The organism is Oligoflexia bacterium (genome assembly GCA_034439615.1).
Classification (GTDB): domain Bacteria; phylum Bdellovibrionota; class Bdellovibrionia; order JABDDW01; family JABDDW01; genus JAWXAT01.
In genome coordinates, this window is record JAWXAT010000017.1 from 44452 (window position 1) to 62351 (window position 17900).

Genomic DNA, 17900 nt, shown 5'->3' on the forward strand with positions numbered 1-17900 from the left:
ACATGACTGAGGCTGTATCAGAAATAGAGGTGAAAATCACTGAAGAATAATCGTCTTCCAATCTGTGCCACCGCGACCATCATGGAGCACTACGGTGAGTTGTACAAGTGATCGTGTTTTTGGCGCGGGGGCTGTCCATTGATTGTTTTTATCACCGCTAAAAGTGCGTGTGGCCTCCATGGTGCCCTCTGTTTGAAACCACGTGATGAGAATGTCTTCTTGAACATTGCGTGTGTTATTTAGTGCGTCCATAAAAGTATAATTTTCATAACTAGCTGAGGGTATTGTCGCCTCTAATGTCACAGTACCTGTTCCTATTAGGTCATTATCGGCAAGTGTTACCGTGTTTCGCGTAAGTGCTGTGACACTGGGATTATTATTTTTTGTAGCTTTTGAAGTTACGACAATTCTTTTAAAAGCGGTAACGGTCTCACTCCCTGCTGTCACTGTGAGGGAGACAATGTAGTTAACACCATTATGTGCTTGTGCAGCTGAAACGAGCGCCAGCATGGTTAACGCAATGGTTTCTGCTCCAGCATTTGATGTGGTAGCTGAACCTAAAGAAATTTTATCTGGAGCATCGACACATTGAAAACGCGTTGAAGATGAAGTGGGAAGTTCACGGCAGCCGACCCAAGTGTACGTGATTGTGCGACCGGCTCCATCGGGGTCAAGTACTAATGCAGAGACAACGGGTATTGCGTCGCCAATTGAAACTTCAGGGGCTGTACTTTTCATGGCCAAAATTCGCAAAGAATTCACAAGATTATATTTAGGCAATTTAGATTCAGTACAAGCTGTAAATACAGTGGTGCTTGCAAAAATAAGAATTGTTAAAAATAAGTTTTTATAAAACATTAAAACTCCGCTCTCAAGCCAAAGCTTGGAATTAGAGGAAGGCCTGTGATGTATTCTTTTTGCGAAAAATTATAACTATAACTTATGCTTTCAACATTTTTTGAATTTGTTAAATTTTGAATATCTAAGTAAGTATTGAGAATCCAGGTGTTGTAGACCCATCTTTTGTCGATTCGAAAATCAATTTGAAAAAATGCGGGCAATCTTTCTGAATACGCAGAGCCATATTCGGGGGCATAGGTGTCATTGTCTGCATCAAAGCGAGCGCCCACAATTGGAGTTTTTGGATTGCCCGTGACATAGCGGCCCCGCAAGCCATATTCCCAACTCGTTGTTGTTTTGTAGTTTGCCACTAACGTGACGTTATGGGTTTGATCATATTTAAAAGTATGTTCTGAAGCATCGGGTTCTGTGCGTGTGCTGCGTGAGAGAGTGTAGCTAAGCCAACCAGCCCATTGATTTTTTGCAAACCTCATCATGAGTTCTGCTCCTACAATGCGGCCAATGCCATCATTTGAATAACGCATTCTAGAGTTTGTAATGATGAGATCGCGTAAATCTTTGTAAAATAAATCTGTTTCCAGTGTGAAACTATTAAACCAAGCTAGATTGGGGTTTGCTTCTGCACCTAAAACATAATGAATAGCGTGGGGTGATCGAATACCTGGATTTCCATACACAGAGTCTGTGAATTGTGGATTTGGTGGTTGATAATAAAGTCCTGAACTTGCTCGTAAAGCAAAAGAATCACTAAGTGCGTAACGACTGGAGAGTCGAGGCGAGGCGAGAGTTTCTTGGGTAATTTTAAAGCGATCTACGCGTACACCTGGGGTGAGAGTCCATTTTTCAGAATCTTCAAGTAAACCAACTCTATGTTCAGTAAATACAGCTGTCTGTGCTTCTTTGGGATGTGTTTCATTCTCAACAAGATTGGCGACAGTAATTGGATTTCCGAATGTTAGTGGAATTTTATATTTTACTGTACCTTCCCAATAAACATTATCAACGCCAATACGTGTGGCGTTTCTAGTGTTATGTCGATGTTCCCAATCGGTACGAATAGAAATATTTTTTGTAGCTAAGTCGAAATAATAATCGCCTATGTCAAAATGAACATTATCTACACCGTAGGCTGTTGAAAATTTAAACGTATCGGTTTCTGAAATTTTGTCTGTGTAAGTTCCGATGACGCGGTAAAATTTTGTAATGTTGTTGAGATTGCCCCGTATAGCGGGTTCTGTGTCTCTGGGTTCTTTAATTAAAAAAGAAAGCTCATCGTAAGAACCTAATAATGAAAACTTTAGTTTTTTGGTTTCAGAGATTTTATTAGTGGCGGTGATAAGGCCATCGTAATAATAGGGGGCTACAGAAAATTCAAAACTTTTATTATTTTTTGCAACGGCTTTAAGTACATCGCCAATATAACTGCGTCGACCAGTGATTCCTAAACTCCAATTTGAACCCAGTGGAGTTTCAATTAAGAGCCCCGCATTGATAACGTCGGCAAAAATATACCCGTGCATGCGATCAGTTTTCGGATCACGAAGAGTGGTGCCTATGATACCGCTTGTGACTCTTCCGTACGGTGAGCCAAAACCACCGGGGAGATAAATCACCTCGTCTAAAAGGTCTGTATTTACAACGCTAGCGAGACCACCGAAATGAAAAATTATTGGCACTTCATGGCCGTCGATTAAATAATGAGTGTCATTAGGATCACTGCCACGAATGATTACGTTGGCAGAAGTTGCTGATGAACGTGCAACGCCAGGCAATGTTTGAACTGCGCGCAGTGTATCGCCGCCGGTACCTGCAATTTTTGAAGCGTCAGCGGCCGAAATATTTTTTTGACTAACTTGTACTGTATTAGCTTTGGTTTGAACTGTGGTTTCATAGGGATTGTAAGTTGATTTTTCAACAAGCAGTTCAACTGAGCCATTATGTGGTACGTCAAAATCAATTCTTGTTTTGATGTAACCGGGAATATTCACGTGAGCAGAGTGTTTACCATCGGGGAGTGTGGTTTCAAATTCTCCTTTTTCATTTGTGGTAACCCGTGTTTTTTCTGGTAAAATAAAAAATGTGATATCGGTAAATGGAGTTCGTGTGCCTAGCTCCATGAGACGCCCTTTAATTGGTGTGTCGGCATTTACATTGAAAGATAAAATTAAAATAAAAAGTGAACTTAAAAATCTTATCACGTGTTGTTCTTTCATTTTTGTATCACGAATTTATAGCTGTATCGAATTACCACGGGCACAGCTTTTTCACCAACTTTAGCTGGTGAAAATAAGAATTGTTTTGCAGCTTCAAGGGCTGCTTCATTGAGTCCGTAACCTGGGCCGCGCACGAGTTTTACTTTTTTAACTCTACCTTCTCCATCAATGTAGAGATCCATTACTACTGCACCTTCAACACCTTTTTGTTTTGCGTCTCGCGGGTAGGGTGTGCGTACATCATTTTGAAGCATCGGCCATTTGTTGACTAAGAAATCTTCGGTCGCAGGAGGAAGTCCGTCATCTGTTGGTGGTAAATTATCTGGCGCTTTAGAAAGTGTATTTCCAATTTTTGCAGCCGTATCTGATTCGCTCACTGTAGAATTACGTGAGACACCCGTTGTCGGTACAGCTTTCTTAGAGGTTTTGGAAGTTTGAGTAGGAATAATCATGGGCTTAACTGGCTGCGTGTTGAGTGGTGTAGTTGGAGTTTCAATAATTGAGACTTCAAGTGTTGTGGATTGTGTGGGGTTATAGTTTTGAAAACCAACTAATAAGCCGAGTAAAAAACCATGTAAAAAAATCGAAAGCGCCAGAGAAATCTCAAGGGCGGCAAGCTTTTTCATGACCGTAAGATCGCTGATTTGGCTTCAAGAGTCTAGGTCAATGTGGTAGTGATTTGAGGCATGAAAAGAATTTGTGTTTTTTGTGGTTCAAATCCAGGAAATCGACTTGAGTATCTAACTGCAGCCAAAGAACTTGGACATCTTTTAGCAGCTAAAAAGATCGGCCTAGTATACGGCGGTGCTAGCATCGGAATCATGGGCGCTATTGCCAATGCCGTGCTTGAAAAAGGTGGTGAAGTCATTGGTGTAATGCCTCAACATCTGGTTGATCGTGAGGTGGCCCATAAAAACTTAACGACTCTTCACGTAGTCAAAACCATGCATGAACGTAAAGCTTTGATGGAAAAACTTTCCGATGCCTTTATTGCGTTACCCGGTGGCTTTGGCACATTAGATGAATTTTGTGAGATATTAACTTGGTCACAACTTGGTTTTCATAAAAAGCCTTCAGGATTACTTAATATCGTGGGCTACTATGATTTATTTATTAAATTTATCAACAATTGTAATGCTGAAGGTTTAATACGTAAAGAAAATCACGAGATGATGTTTGCTGCATCAAATGCCAAAGACTTACTTAAAATTTTTGACGACTATATTGCTGCCACAAACAATCTCGAACCAAAATCACGATTTATGGAAAGTTGACAAAATAATGAATGTTACAACTCTAAGAGAACGCCCATTGATTCTTACGCTTGCCTTAATTTTATTTATGCATGTCGTAGATTTCATGCTGATCATGCCCCTTGGACCACAGCTCATGCGCACACTTTCAATTACTCCAAAACAATTTGGTATAGTTGTGTCTTCTTATATTTTTAGTGCAAGTGCCATGGGTCTTTTGGCTGCGGCATTTATTGATCGCTTTGACTATAAAAAATCATTACTCGTTCTTTATTTTGGTATGATGCTCGGCAACCTTGCGTGCGGCCTTTCTCAAACATACGAAGTTCTTGTTTTAGCGCGTATTATTACAGGTGGCTTTGGTGGTGTACTGAGTGGTTTATGTTTAGCAATTGTCAGCGATGTCGTACCCGGGCCAAGACGAGGTGCCGCCATCGGATTAGTTATGGCTTCGTTTCCTTCAGCTTCTGTTCTTGGAGTTCCCATCGGATTATATTTTGGCACACATTGGGATTGGCACATGCCTTTTCTTATTTTAGCCGGATTAGGTGTGCCCGTTTTGGCAATGTCTTATTATGTATTGCCTAGTATGAAAAAACATCCTTTGTCGCCCATAGCAAAACATCCACTTCGAACAATAACTGATTTGTTTACTGCACCAGAGAATGTTCGTGGCCTGCTTTTGTTCGCAGTTTTGGGATTATCAAGTTTTTCGGTAATTCCTTTTTTAAGCCCTTATCTAGTTGCTAATGGTGGAATTGCTGAGGCGGATTTGGTTTACACTTACTTCGCCGGTGGAGCCTGTAACCTTTTTGCAATGCCATTCATTGGTAGATGTGCAGATCGATTCGGTAAATATAGAGTATTTTTAATCACAGCTATAATTTCTATCATTCCCATAGCGATAGTAACAAATCTTCAGCAAATTTCTTTATTCATGGGGATGTTTATCACTACATTTTTTATGATCTTTGTTTCAGGTAGAGCGGTTACGGCCATGTCTTTAATTTCAATCACTGTTAAGCCGTCAATTCGAAGTAGCTTTATGTCCCTTAATTCATCGGTGCAGCAGTTCTCCTCCGGAATTGCGTCATTTATGGCGGGAAATATTATTGTTAAATCTGCTACCGGGCAGCTTTTACACTATAATGTGGTTGGTTATATTTCAGTTGCGGCTACTCTGCTTAGCCTCTATCTTGGCTCACGACTCATACCACTTAAGGAAGAATTATGAAAAAACACGTTCAACTCTTAATTGCCTTGGTACTCGGAATGCTCGCAGGCGTTTTACTGCATCCGTATTCTGATGTCGTGTGGCTTAATCAGGTCAACACCAACTTCTTGCAACCTGTGGGACAAATCTTTTTACGACTGATTTTTATGATCGTTGTACCTATGATTTTTTCTGCCATGGTCATTGGAGTATTTGAATTAGGAAAAGGTCGTGGCCTAGGGCGCGTTGCTGGTCGGACAATGTTTTTTACACTTATTGCCAGCACATTTTCAGTATTCATTGGAATACTTTTGGTAAATGCTTTTCAACCCGGCAGAGGTTTAACACTCGACTCTAATTTGATTAGTCAGCAATCGGCATCAGTTACAAAACTTCAACAAAATGCGGATGCTGCAAAACCACTGACCCAAATATTAGTTGAACTCATACCTAAAAATCCACTTGATGCAGCTGTTCGAGCGTTTGATGGTGAGATGATTGCATTTATGTTTTTTGCTCTTATCTTTGGATTTGCTCTAAGCCTTTCTGCTGGACGAGAGAAAAAAGAAAATGTTCTGATTTCAGTTTTAGAACAGATTTTTGCTGTATGTATGAAGGTCGTAGATTTTGCCATGGTGCTTGCACCCTATGCGGTGTTTTGTTTAGTATTCAACACGACATTTAAATTTGGGCATGGCGTATTTAAATCTGTATTAGCTTACGTACTTGTTGTTGTGTTCGGTCTTTTAATTCAACAATTTGTTGTTTACTCAGCGATGCTCAAAACAATGAGTAAAATTTCTCCATTTGAATTTTTTAAAAAATGCCGAGAAGTTTATCTCTATGCATTCTCAACAGCTTCATCCAATGCGACTTTGCCCCTGGCCTTAGACACAGCGGAACATAAGCTTGGGCTGAGACCCGATGTCTCGCGATTTGTTTTAACCGTTGGTTCAACGGCGAATCAAAATGGAACAGCACTTTTTGAAGGCGTGACAGTTCTGTTTTTAGCGCAAGTATACAATATTGATTTAACACTGGCTCAACAGATTCAAGTGGTCTTGATGTCAATTCTTGCAGGCATCGGCACTGCTGGGGTGCCTGGTGGTTCATTACCGCTCATTATGATTTTACTCCAATCTGTCGGCATTCCCGCTGAAGGTATGGGTTTGGTTTTGGGAGTCGATAGATTCTTAGATATGTGCCGTACCACAGTGAATGTCAGTGGAGACTTAGTAATTGCAGCACTTGTTAATTCAGGGAAAAAAGAAAAATTAGTTGTGTAGTAACCGCTTAATGAAAATCAACTTTACCTGTATCTAAATAATAAAGTGCCGAAGCTATTTTTAATTTTCCGGTACTAATTTTAGCTTCAAGAATCTTTGAGCGCTTTGCAAGATCACGCGCAACTCCTTTTGCATTTATAGAAGCTTCTTCAGCGACATCAGTTTCTGCAGGACCACGTGCCGCGGAGCTGATGCGGGGTTTGATGTCGCCAATTAATTTATCAAGGCTTGGGCTGCCATTACTTTCACCCTCTTTTGCATTAAGAGCTGCCTTGATAGCGCCACAACTTGTATGACCCATTACTAAAATTAATTTTGAACCTAAATTTTCAACTGCAAATTCAACACTTGCGAGTACAGATGAATCTATTGCTTCGCTCGCAACACGAATGGTGAAAATTTCACCTAAGGCTTGATCAAAAACATGTTCAGGTGGAACCCGTGAATCAGAGCATGACAAAACAATTGTGTGGGGGTGTTGACCCTTGGTTAAACGTTTTCGATCATCGGTTGAGTTGCCATCTTTTCTCATTCTATTTTTATAAAATCGAGTGTTCCCACTTTTTAGTAATTCAATGGCAGCGTCTGCGTTTACTGTGTGATTAGATTCATGAGCACTTGCTGTGGCGGCGTAAGCGAAAAAAAGAAAACTCAACAATGTGATGAGGTGTCGAAAATATTCCATGGCATCGCCCCTTAAATTTTTGTTTATAATATAATGGTGACATAAGGTGAACAAATTGTGAAGGGCTGGATAGATTTAGAAATTCAACGCGACGTTGGGCCCGCTGTTTTGTGGTGAATGACTTGAGTGACTTACGATCCCTTCTTTATTTAAAGTGTAAATATTAAAAATATGTCGAATAACGGGCTGAGCGACGTTGCGCACAGGAATACCTCCAGGTGTTACTCCTTTTTCAATTCCTCTGTGTGCGTGTCCATGAAAAACAATATCTGCACCTGCGGCATCAATAGCTTCAGCAAAAAGGTAGCTTCCTAAAAAGGGGTAAATTTCTTTTTTCTCACCAGTAAGTGTTCCAGGAATGGGGGAGTAGTGCATCAGTACGATTTTATAATCTGTCTTCATTGCTAGAAGTGAATCGTGCAGGCCATGAGCCAGGATTTTAGTATGATGTATGAACGCTTTCATTTCTTTTTCACCAAAGTCACTACCGCAAGCCCCCATAAATCCACCACCAAAACCTTTGAGGCCGACAATACCTACGGCAGATTTTTGAACTTCAACGACACAGGTTTTATTTTCAAGAACATTCACATTCGCAGATTCAAGAATTTTACAAACCTCTGGAACTTGATCTGTGTGAAAATCATGGTTTCCTAAAACAGCAAATACAGGCACGGGTGAGTTATGAAGTTCTTTTGCAAGGATGTTTGCTTCTTCTGCATGACCCGTCTGAGTGAGATCACCAGCAAGTAAGAGTAAATCAGCTTTTTGATTTAAATTTTCAAGGTGAGGTTTAAATTTGCCTTGAGAATTTCGATCAAAATGAATATCTCCTGCTGCGGCAATTCGTATCATACGACGGCCTCAGCCCCTTCTGGGCCAGGAAGCACAGGTACGGTGATTTGATTATCGACTTCACATGCTGGGACAATAGTTTTGATTACCTCAATAATGGCTAGTTTTTGTTCTTCACTGGCGCATTCTCCACGAACAAGAATGTGATTTTGTTCTGCGACAATTTTTATATTTTGATCACCGGTACGACTATCTTGGGCTAATGCATCTTTAATACGACCCACAACGTAAACATCATTTTCAACCCGCCTATGAAGTGAGAATCCACCAAGTGGGCTTGTCGATTGTTGAAAAGACCCAACAGCATTTTGTGCATGAGCTTGATCATCTTCAAAAATAGATTTAAAAAGTGTTTGTATAATTCTATTGGGCACAAGAATGTCATTAGATTGGCCATAAATCAGCAAAGCTAAAACTCTTCTCGGGGCACGTCGGGCGCGCTTTAATAAATATTCCCAATCGAGATGAGCATGAGACAAAACAGCTAGAGCATCATGCCAATGGTGTGGGCCAATTTCATTATGAACAGCTGACTTGATAATAATGAAATCTTCAGGTGCAACGACTTTAACTTGTCGGTCATGAAAATTGATGGCTCTTGCACGTTTGTGCATTTCATCATCGAAGTACATATCTCCGGATGATTTAAAAATGATGTCGACTAGGATGTCTTCCTTCCAGCCTTTAAAAAGCCAATTGTAATCAGTTTTTTCTGTCAAAAAATGATTCTTAGCCAATGCGTCAATTGCAGCTTCAGCATCTTCTGGTCGGACAAAAATGTCTATGTCATGTGTCGATCTGGGACGGCCTAGACCACTTGCTGCAACGCCACCAATAAGTGCGTAGGGTAGTTTTGCAGTTTCAAGGGCATCTAAGGCATCAAAAAGTGTACGATTAAATCGATCTCCATCTTCAGTGTGTCTAGCACTTACTTGATGAGAGGGATTATTTTTACCTGGCTCCATTTGACCTCCTTAAATAAAGAACCATGCTTATTCAAGTTCTGCGCCAGAAAATTTATTACAAATTTTGAGCAACAATTATTCACATTGTTTTAACAGTCAGTACAGTGACTAGACTTTGGATAATCAAGTTCTGGTCTCTGTGCGTATAAATCATGTTATAATCTTTAAAGAGGTAACATTGATGAGCGAAGAAGCTGTCATTCTTATTGTTGATGATGAAAAAGAATTACGTGAAAGTCTTGGAGAGTTATTAGCGCGTAAAGGCTTTGCCGTGCAATGTGTCCAAAGTGGTAACGAAGCACTTCAGGTTTTTCATGAACGTAAAAAAAGTTTGGTCGGCCAGAAGTTAAATTAGTACTCAGTGATTGGATGATGAGTGATGGCGATGGCCTTGCGTTATTAGAGAAATTACGTGTTGGTGAGTTTCATTATGTTCCGTTTATTCTCATGTCAGGTGCAGTTACAAAAGAAGTGTTAAAAAATGTGGTACATCAAGGTGCAGATGGTGTGCTTTTAAAGCCATTTAGTGGTGACACGCTAATTAAAAAAATCTCAGAAGCAATTGCAAATCGTGAATAGCAAGAGTTAGCGCGGGAACTTCACCAGCGGTGAAATGCTGGGTGACCTGGTTTTACGGAAACAAAAATTCCACGACATGTAGCGCAGACCTTACCGTCAACAATGAGTTTGGCCTCAACAGTAGCGCGATCATTTTGTGATTCAACGATCCAAGCTTCAAGTTCAATGGGCTTATCAACCGGTGTCGGGCGCATCAGTTTAATGGCATACTCTGAGGTCACTGTGCAGGGCGGTTCTGCGAGTTTGGTTTTTTCCATTAAATGCCATGCTGCTGTCCAATTGGAATGACAATCTAGTAGGCTTCCGATTATTCCACCGTTTAATACACCCGGAAATGCTTGATGGTATTTTTGGGCATGCCATGTTGCGATGACTTTATCACCTTTGACAATACTTTTGATGTGAAGACCTTTTTCATTGGCAGGCCCACAACCGAAGCAAATACTTTTTAGAGCATATCGTTCTTGAAGGCTTTGTTCTTGAATCAAAGAATTCCCCCTTTTAGAGTGCTTGGTTAATTTCTTTTGCAGGCCAAGGTCCGCCGCGTTTACCTTGTAGGCTGTGATAAACGAGATTTAATTCATTCACTGATTTATTTTGTAAGTCATAAGCCATGCACGAAGAAAATGGTTTTGAATACACATGAAGTGTCATGGCTCTTTGATGTGTTTTCACAGGGTTACGTAGTGAGTGAAGCGCAACCGTATCGTCGATATAGTAGGATTGACCTTTTTTAAAACTTGCACACGAAATTTTTTCTAATGACCCAGTAAATGATGCGGGTGCAATATATTTGAAATCATCGGACATGATGAGGCCATCAATCATAGTCATCCAACAACCTTGAGCCGCATGATCGTGGATCATGGTTGAGTGTCCGGCTTCCCAACATAAAATAATCATTTCAAAAAACGCATTTTTGCAAACAAGGTTTCGTGTATAAGTTGCTTTTTCAAAATGGACGTACTTTTTCACGCTGTCTTTAGTTATGTTTGCGTCTTGAAGAAATTTGAGAATAGTTTCAGGCTTAAACTCATCTTCTTTAAGTGCTAAGAGTTTCTTTTTTAAATTTTCCATTCAATAAATCCAGTTCTTATAGCAAGAAGAGTTATGACACTCACTGCAACCCAAAGAATTACGCCTTGGATGAAAGGCTTCACACCTATGTTTTTGAGCGATGCCTTAGTAAGATTAGCACCAATGAAAAACAAAGCTACTATTAAGAGTTTTTGACTTAGAAAAGCAACCGTGCGCCCAGTCTCAGCGAGTACAGGAAACACAGTAACAACTGTTGCACTGAGTAAAAAGCCAGGAATAAACCATGGAATTTTTGCTTTTGTGTCTCCAGTATGTTTTTTATCAGAGTAGAAATATTTAATCACAAGTGAAACCGGGATTATCCATAATGCTCTGGCCAATTTTACAGGTGTGGCTATTGCTAGTGATTCTGAGCCGTATTGCAAAGCTGCACCTACTACGGAACTTGTGTCATGAATCGCAAGTGCACTCCATAAACCAAACTGTGCATGATTAAGATCTAGTGCATGCCCAATCATCGGGAATGTTAAAAGTGCGAAAGTATTAAGTAGAAGTACGGTTACAAGGGCAATAGATGTGTTTTCATTTTTTGCATTCAGCGTTGCAGTTAATGCCGCAATGGCACTGCCACCGCAAATGGCTGTACCAACAGAAATGAGCAGCGATGCTTCTTGATTAACTTTCAACCATTTGCCTAATTGTATTCCTGCAACCATGGTTAAAAAAATTCCGATGATTGTATAGATTAAGCCTTGCGCTCCCGCTTGAAGAACTTTATTGAGCTCCATGCCGGCACCAAAACCTGTGATCGCGATGCCAAACATAAGGGGTGTGAGTTTTTTAGTATAAGTGATGAAGGGGTTACCCATAGTGAGAGATGTGATGATGCCTAAAATGAGCATGACACCACCTGATAGGTAAAATGACAAAGTTACGAGAATTACACAGACAAAAGAGAATTTAAATTTATCATTCATGTCTATTCAATATCGGAAGCACTATTGGAATACAATTATTTCTTTGGGTTTAATTTCAGCGAAACTGAATTTATGCAATAGCGTTGCCCGGTAGGTTTTGGCCCATCATCAAATAGATGCCCCAAGTGTGCCCCACATTTTCCGCATAAAACTTCGGTGCGAGACATTCCGTGACTCTCATCAACGTTGAGTTCAATATTTTTTTTATCTAGAGCGTTCCAAAAACTTGGCCAGCCACTTCCAGAATCATATTTTGTTTCTGAACTAAAAAGTTCACTCTCGCAACAAATGCAAGTGTAAGTACCTGGTGTTTTGCAGTCGTAATACTCACCCGAAAAGGCGCGTTCAGTACCTTTTTCTCGGGCAATCTTAAATTGCTCTGATGTGAGTTTATCTCGCCAGTAAGTATTGTCTTTGATGTTTTTATCAGTCATTAGTTTTACTCCTTAAATAAAAAGGCCATCTAGACTACTAGATGGCCCAAGCTTTTACTTGTATAACTTAAATTACTTTTTTCTGCGTCTTAAAATTGCACCCAAAGCAAAAGGAAGTGCTAATCCAACCATGGCTGTGGGAATGCCCTCTGACGACTGACTTGAGGATTTTCCACAACCCGGGGCGCCACCACCTCCACTACCGGTACCATCAGAGATTGTGACTTTAAGTGTACTTGCAATAGCACCAGCTGCATTTTTTGCTGTTACTTTAACTTCGCCATTTTCAAGAGCTGTGAGCGCACCGTTTGCATCAATGCTCGCAAGTGCTGCATTATCTACAGACCACGTTACAGCACCATTTGCTTTATATGCTGTGAACGTGAACGAAGCCCCTTTGGCAATATTCATGCGTGCTGGCCAAACTTGAAAGCCCTGCGACAATTGTCGAATTGCTACAACTGCATCTATATCACCAGATGTAGCGAGTTTATTTACGTAACCACTATTATAGTTTGCACTATTTAATACTGCGTTTTTTAAATCGCGGACTGAAAGACCTGGTTCAACCGATAAAATGAGTGCTGCTATCCCCGCTACCATGGGTGAGGCCATAGAGGTCCCACTCAAAACTCCATATTCATTATTTAAAAGTGTTGAATAGACATCTTTGCCCGGTGCCGCGATGTCTACTTTTGTACCACCGTAATTTGAAAATCCTGCAAGTTGACCATTAGACTGAGAAGCTGCAACAGAAATTATTCCATCAATATCAGATGAAGCTGGATAAGTTGGAGTTGCGTCATTGTCATTTTGATCGTTACCGGAGGCGGCTACAAATAATGTGCCTTTGTTATTTGCATAAACAATGGCATCTTTTACTGTCTGAGATTCTGGTCCGCCACCCCAACTTGCATTAATAATACGAGCTCCGTTGTCAGCAGCATAAATAATTGCAGCTGCAGCGTTTTCGATATTTCCGCCACCGTAGTCATCTAAGAATTTAAGCGGCATGATACGAACATTCCAATTGGCTCCGACAATACCGACGCCATTATTACCTTCAGCACCGATGATTCCTGAGACGTGGGTACCATGTCTCAATGCGTCGGTTGAATCGTTGTCGTTGCTGTGAAAATCCCAGCCCTCATAATCATCTACATAACCGTTACTGTCGTCGTCTTTACCATTATTTGGAACTTCACGTGTGTTTTTCCAAAGACGATTTTTTAAATCATCATGATTAAGTGCAACGCCTGAATCTGTAACCGCAACAATAATTGAACTGCTACCCGTTGTGGTTTCCCACGCAGTTTCAATATTGGTACGAATAAGTCCGTCGAGACTGTTGTACTTCGGGTCATTGGGTTTTAAAAATGTGTGAACTTTGAAACTTTTCTCAACATAAAGCACATCTGGTGATGCGCGAAGTTGCTTAAGACCAACCTCTAAAAAACCCTTTGTATTGAGCGCTTCAGCGACTACGAGATTGAGCTGTGGAATTTCTTGTCGCTGCTCGAGTCCAAAGCTTTTTAAAAAGGTGGTGGATTTAACGAGAGTGTTTGTCTTGTAACGAATGAGGTAACGTTGCGAGGCTAGTGCGGAGGTTGTTGCAAATAACAGTATTGCTGCTAAACCTACGGACTTCCATATCCGAAAAGGCATTAATTTTTCTCCTTGTTCATGTCCTATAAGTAAATCGTAGCAAGGTTTTCCGGGCGATCCTAACAAATATGCATGGCGCAAGACCTAAAGCGAGACGAGTTTTCATAATGATTTGTGCGACATTTACTAGTGAGATGTTATACAATATTTTTGGCACGGCCTATTAACTTATTCTCTCAGGAGACACTATGTTCATTTCACAATACTCTGGAATACTTCTTGGTGATAATTTTCGAGTCGCATTCATAACAATGTTAGTCATTGTTCTTGCGCTTGGATTTTTAGGAGCACCATTCATTGTTTGGACCATTGTCGTAGGTGCATTGCTCATCGGCTTTAATGCCCCGGTTTGGGTATTGGCTGTTTTTGCAGTCATCGCGGTGGTTTTTAACATTAAGCCCATCAGACAAATGCTTGTGTCTTCGGTGATCATGAAAGTAATGAAGATCATGGAATTCATTCCGCGCATTTCTGAAACAGAGAGAACAGCATTAGAAGCTGGTGTGGTCTGGGTTGAAGGAGATCTTTTTTCTGGAAAGCCTGATTTTAAAAAATTAATGAATGAACCTTATCCAAGACTCACATCTGAAGAGCAGGCGTTCATTGATGGTCCAGTAGAAAGGTTATGTACATTAGTAGATGATTGGTCGGTTTGGAAAACTCGCGAAATTCCACCTGAAGCATGGGCGATTATTAAAAAAGAAAAATTCTTGGGAATGATTATTCCAAAAGAATATGGTGGTCTTGGTTTTTCTGCCATGGCGCATAGTGAAGTTATTCATAAACTTGCGACAAGGTGTATTCCTTTAAGCATCACAGTTATGGTTCCTAACTCTTTGGGGCCTGCCGAACTTCTCATTCACTACGGTACAGATGCTCAGAAAAAACATCTGCTTCCTAAATTAGCCAGTGGTGAAGAACTTCCATGTTTTGCACTCACTGAACCCAATGCCGGTAGTGATGCGGGTTCTATTGTTTCTGAGGGAACTCTATTTAAAGGAACTAACGGAAAACTTCAAATCAAACTTAATTGGAACAAACGTTGGATCACACTTGCTGCAATTTCAACAACCCTGGGTCTTGCTTTTAGACTGAGAGATCCAGAGAATCTTTTAGGAAAAGGAACTGATATTGGTATTACTTGCGCACTTATACCTTCACACACACCAGGTGTAGTGCTTGGGCGACGTCATGATCCATTGACGGTTCCGTTTTACAATTGTCCTACACAAGGTAAAGATGTCATCGTTAATGCTGAAGATGTAATTGTTGGCGGACTCGAAGGAGCTGGTAAGGGTTGGAAGATGCTAATGGAATGTCTTTCAGCGGGTCGCGGAATTTCATTGCCTGCGCAAAATTCTGGCGGAACAAAAATGTCATTACGTGTGGTGAGCGCACATGCCACCATTCGAAAACAATTTGGAATTCCAATAGGAAAATTTGAAGGTATCGAAGAGCCGCTCTCACGCATCGCAGGTTTTAGTTATATCTGTGAAGCCCTAAGACGTTTCACATTGGGTGCACTTGATAAAGGAATCAAACCACCAGTTGTTACTGCAATTGCCAAATATCATTCAACCGAACTTTCACGTAAAGCCATCAACGATGCAATGGATGTTATGGGTGGTGCTGGAATTTCTTTAGGACCCAAAAATTTATTAGCACATGGTTATCTCACAATGCCCATTGGTATCACGGTTGAGGGAGCTAACATTCTCACAAGAACTTTGATTATCTTTGGGCAAGGCGCTATGCGCGCTCACCCGTTTGCATTTAAAGAAGTTAACGCCATGGAAAAGGGTGATACAAAAGCTTTTGATCGTGCATTCTGGGGGCACATCGGCCACGTCGTAAGAAATCTTTTTCGCTCCGTACTCTTAAGTATCACCCGCGGTTATTTAGTGGCAAACCCCGTTGGTGGATCACTGGCCCGCTATTACAGAAAACTTTCGTGGGTTTCGGCAAGCTTTGCTATCATGGCTGACATTGCCATGGCATCACTGGGTGGAACTCTTAAACAAAAAGAAAAAATCACGGGCCGTTTTGCAGATATTTTATCTTGGATGTATATCGGAACTGCGATTTTAAGACGCTACCAAGCAGATGGTTCTCGTAAAGAAGATTTACCTTTTGTGCATTTCACAATGAATTACGCATTTTATGAAATGCAACAGGCCTTTGACGGAATATTCTCAAACCTCAGTGTTCCTGGTTTGTCATGGTTTTTCAAAGGCCCTATACGCTGGTGGTCAGGTTTAAATACTCTCGGAAATCGAGATACCGATGATCATAGTCATAAAATCGCAACACTTGTGATGACTGACAGCGCACAGAGAGATCGCATGGCTGAAGGAATATTTATTCCTACAAATCCAAGCGAACATTTTGCTCAGTTAGAAGAGGCTTTCAAGGTTTGTAAAAAAGCAGAAGAAATTGAACGAAAGATTCGTAAAGCCGTTCACACAAAGCTGATTCCAAAAGTTAAAGGAGCGCAGCTTTTAACCGTGGCGCTTGAAAAAGGAATCATTACTAAAGATGAACATACTGATCTTGTTCGTTCTGAAAAACTTCGTTGGGAAGCAATCCAAGTTGATGACTTCTCACAAGAGGAATTCTTAGGACATAAAAAGCCTGAAGACAAACCCGCTTTTGAGCCGCGTATAAAGCGAATGGAAGCTTAAATATAAAATATGATTAATAATAAATAAGGCTACCTTCTCAGGTAGCCTTATTTATTTAATGCTTAATTAAAATTTATTCTTATTGGCCTAAACGCTGTGATTTTAAAACTGCGAGGGTTCGTTGATTGCCGCTAACAACTTCTGAACGAACCACACCAAATGCAACAAGACCGACATTAATTTTTCCAGTTACACCGTTGCTTGCAGTAAGTGGTAATGCACAGGTATCAAATGTTCCAGCAGCTGTTGTCACACTTTCAGATTGACCGCCAGCTTGTGTGCAGTTAGCAAGAGCTTGAGTAACAAGTTCGGTTGTAAAGAGGCTGTTTGACTCTACATTACGAAGTTGTGTTTGAACTTGGCCATTGCTCGTTACAGTGCTTTTAACGCTGTAACTGTTAGAGGCTTGATTAAAAGCTGTGATCTCTTGTTCGAAAGTCATTGCACTTTGTGCTTCACCTTGTGTGACAGTCACTTCATATTGTGCGTAGTCACCAATTGTAGGCATAGCGGCGACGGCCATTGAACTCATGAGAACAGTTGCAACAAGAATCATTAATTTCATTGAATCCCCCTAATGGATTAATTGTTATTGATTTTGATCAAAGACTTGCCTGTATTGAGTTTTAAAAGCAATATTAAAAAACTTACAAATTCCAACAAAGACTAATTGATTCATTGGTACTCGAAAGATGAGAAAAGGGGGCGGTTAGACCCTAAGCTTCTTCACTGGGCCTATAGTCAGAGGTAACGCCGTTTAGGTTTGAGCCATCATGATATTTAGGCTGATTTTCTTGGAAAGCTATAGGTGAATTCTAAAGGTGGCTAAGGAAGTGGGTTTGAAATAGAGCTGCTGATCCGTACAGTGTGAAATAATGAGTGCGATTTTGCCGAAGTGGCTTGGAAAAGGATGATCGCAATTTTACCAAGGTTTCTTGGGATGGTGATAGTGAAGTGCATCGTCTAAGCTCCCCACATTTTCATTTTAATAAAACCTGATAGATTGAATCGTGAATATGTTGGCGCGAATATATGCGCATGAAAATATAAGTACGAATATGTAAACGCGAATATTTAAGTACGAATATGTAAGTATGAATATGATGAGAGATAATATTTTTTAATTTTAATATGGTGACATTATCGCTGCAACGCCACATTTTTTAATGGCGCAACCTGAAACATAATTTTACCG

At 40.5% G+C, this 17900-nt stretch carries 18 protein-coding genes; 6 read left to right on the forward strand and 12 right to left on the reverse strand.

Translation table 11 applies throughout. The features are described from left to right. Positions 1–36 precede the first annotated feature (36 nt). The 3 genes from SGI74_04540 to SGI74_04550 are packed head-to-tail and all read right to left on the reverse strand — an operon-like array spanning position 37 to position 3700. A complete protein-coding gene (locus SGI74_04540) occupies positions 37–858 on the reverse strand; it encodes a hypothetical protein (GenBank protein ID MDZ4676759.1) in 822 nt (273 codons plus the stop codon). Beyond that, positions 858–3074: a TonB-dependent receptor plug domain-containing protein gene (locus tag SGI74_04545; GenBank protein ID MDZ4676760.1), complete on the reverse strand. Its 2217-nt coding sequence runs from the start codon at positions 3072–3074 to the stop codon at positions 858–860. Before SGI74_04545 ends, SGI74_04540 begins: the two co-directional genes overlap by 1 nt. After that, positions 3071–3700, reverse strand: coding sequence for a TonB family protein (locus SGI74_04550; GenBank protein ID MDZ4676761.1), 630 nt, complete (start codon positions 3698–3700; stop codon positions 3071–3073). Before SGI74_04550 ends, SGI74_04545 begins: the two co-directional genes overlap by 4 nt. A gap of 60 nt (positions 3701–3760) precedes the next feature. Here SGI74_04550 and SGI74_04555 point away from each other — a divergent pair, with 60 nt between their 5' ends. Genes SGI74_04555 through SGI74_04565 form a run of 3 tightly spaced genes read left to right on the forward strand, consistent with a single transcriptional unit; the run spans position 3761 to position 6826 of the window. Then, the gene (locus tag SGI74_04555) at positions 3761–4348 is read left to right on the forward strand and encodes a TIGR00730 family Rossman fold protein (protein ID MDZ4676762.1); all 588 of its coding nucleotides are present in this window, start codon (positions 3761–3763) and stop codon (positions 4346–4348) included. 7 nt (positions 4349–4355) lie between these two features. Then, complete coding sequence (locus SGI74_04560; protein MDZ4676763.1) at positions 4356–5561, forward strand: MFS transporter; 1206 nt, start codon at positions 4356–4358, stop codon at positions 5559–5561. Then, positions 5558–6826: a dicarboxylate/amino acid:cation symporter gene (locus tag SGI74_04565; GenBank protein ID MDZ4676764.1), complete on the forward strand. Its 1269-nt coding sequence runs from the start codon at positions 5558–5560 to the stop codon at positions 6824–6826. The genes SGI74_04560 and SGI74_04565 overlap by 4 nt, the downstream gene beginning before the upstream one ends. A 7-nt stretch (positions 6827–6833) precedes the next feature. On the opposite strand, the gene SGI74_04570 is transcribed toward SGI74_04565, so the two are convergent. From SGI74_04570 to SGI74_04580, 3 genes are all read right to left on the reverse strand, one after another. After that, positions 6834–7511: a carbonic anhydrase gene (locus SGI74_04570; protein ID MDZ4676765.1), complete on the reverse strand. Its 678-nt coding sequence runs from the start codon at positions 7509–7511 to the stop codon at positions 6834–6836. Positions 7512–7586: 75 nt separating this feature from the next. After that, entirely contained in the window at positions 7587–8366 is a 780-nt protein-coding gene (locus SGI74_04575; protein ID MDZ4676766.1) for a metallophosphoesterase, read from the reverse strand. Continuing rightward, positions 8363–9331 carry a nucleotidyltransferase gene (locus SGI74_04580; protein ID MDZ4676767.1) on the reverse strand — a complete coding sequence of 323 codons (969 nt, stop codon included), beginning with the start codon at positions 9329–9331 and terminating at the stop codon, positions 8363–8365. The genes SGI74_04575 and SGI74_04580 overlap by 4 nt, the downstream gene beginning before the upstream one ends. Positions 9332–9512: 181 nt before the next feature. Between SGI74_04580 and SGI74_04585 the strand changes: the two genes are divergently transcribed. Next, a complete protein-coding gene (locus SGI74_04585) occupies positions 9513–9686 on the forward strand; it encodes a hypothetical protein (protein MDZ4676768.1) in 174 nt (57 codons plus the stop codon). 17 nt (positions 9687–9703) lie between these two features. Continuing rightward, positions 9704–9910 carry a response regulator gene (locus SGI74_04590; GenBank protein ID MDZ4676769.1) on the forward strand — a complete coding sequence of 69 codons (207 nt, stop codon included), beginning with the start codon at positions 9704–9706 and terminating at the stop codon, positions 9908–9910. 20 nt (positions 9911–9930) lie between these two features. Here the strand turns inward: SGI74_04590 and SGI74_04595 are convergent, their stop codons facing one another. From SGI74_04595 to SGI74_04615, 5 genes are all read right to left on the reverse strand, one after another. Next, positions 9931–10398 carry a PaaI family thioesterase gene (locus SGI74_04595; protein ID MDZ4676770.1) on the reverse strand — a complete coding sequence of 156 codons (468 nt, stop codon included), beginning with the start codon at positions 10396–10398 and terminating at the stop codon, positions 9931–9933. A gap of 13 nt (positions 10399–10411) precedes the next feature. Next, a complete protein-coding gene (locus tag SGI74_04600) occupies positions 10412–10987 on the reverse strand; it encodes a cysteine dioxygenase family protein (GenBank protein MDZ4676771.1) in 576 nt (191 codons plus the stop codon). After that, a complete protein-coding gene (locus tag SGI74_04605) occupies positions 10975–11925 on the reverse strand; it encodes a putative sulfate exporter family transporter (GenBank protein ID MDZ4676772.1) in 951 nt (316 codons plus the stop codon). Before SGI74_04605 ends, SGI74_04600 begins: the two co-directional genes overlap by 13 nt. Positions 11926–11960: 35 nt before the next feature. Then, the gene (gene msrB / locus SGI74_04610; GenBank protein MDZ4676773.1) at positions 11961–12359 is read right to left on the reverse strand and encodes a peptide-methionine (R)-S-oxide reductase MsrB; all 399 of its coding nucleotides are present in this window, start codon (positions 12357–12359) and stop codon (positions 11961–11963) included. A 72-nt stretch (positions 12360–12431) separates the two neighbouring features. Continuing rightward, on the reverse strand, positions 12432–14024 hold the full coding sequence (locus tag SGI74_04615) for a S8 family serine peptidase (GenBank protein ID MDZ4676774.1): 1593 nt from the start codon (positions 14022–14024) through the stop codon (positions 12432–12434). Positions 14025–14212: 188 nt separating this feature from the next. Here SGI74_04615 and SGI74_04620 point away from each other — a divergent pair, with 188 nt between their 5' ends. Beyond that, positions 14213–16705 (forward strand): acyl-CoA dehydrogenase, encoded by a 2493-nt coding sequence (locus SGI74_04620; protein ID MDZ4676775.1) that lies wholly within the window; start codon positions 14213–14215, stop codon positions 16703–16705. Positions 16706–16784: 79 nt separating this feature from the next. On the opposite strand, the gene SGI74_04625 is transcribed toward SGI74_04620, so the two are convergent. After that, positions 16785–17270, reverse strand: coding sequence for a hypothetical protein (locus SGI74_04625; protein ID MDZ4676776.1), 486 nt, complete (start codon positions 17268–17270; stop codon positions 16785–16787). Positions 17271–17900 lie beyond the last annotated feature (630 nt).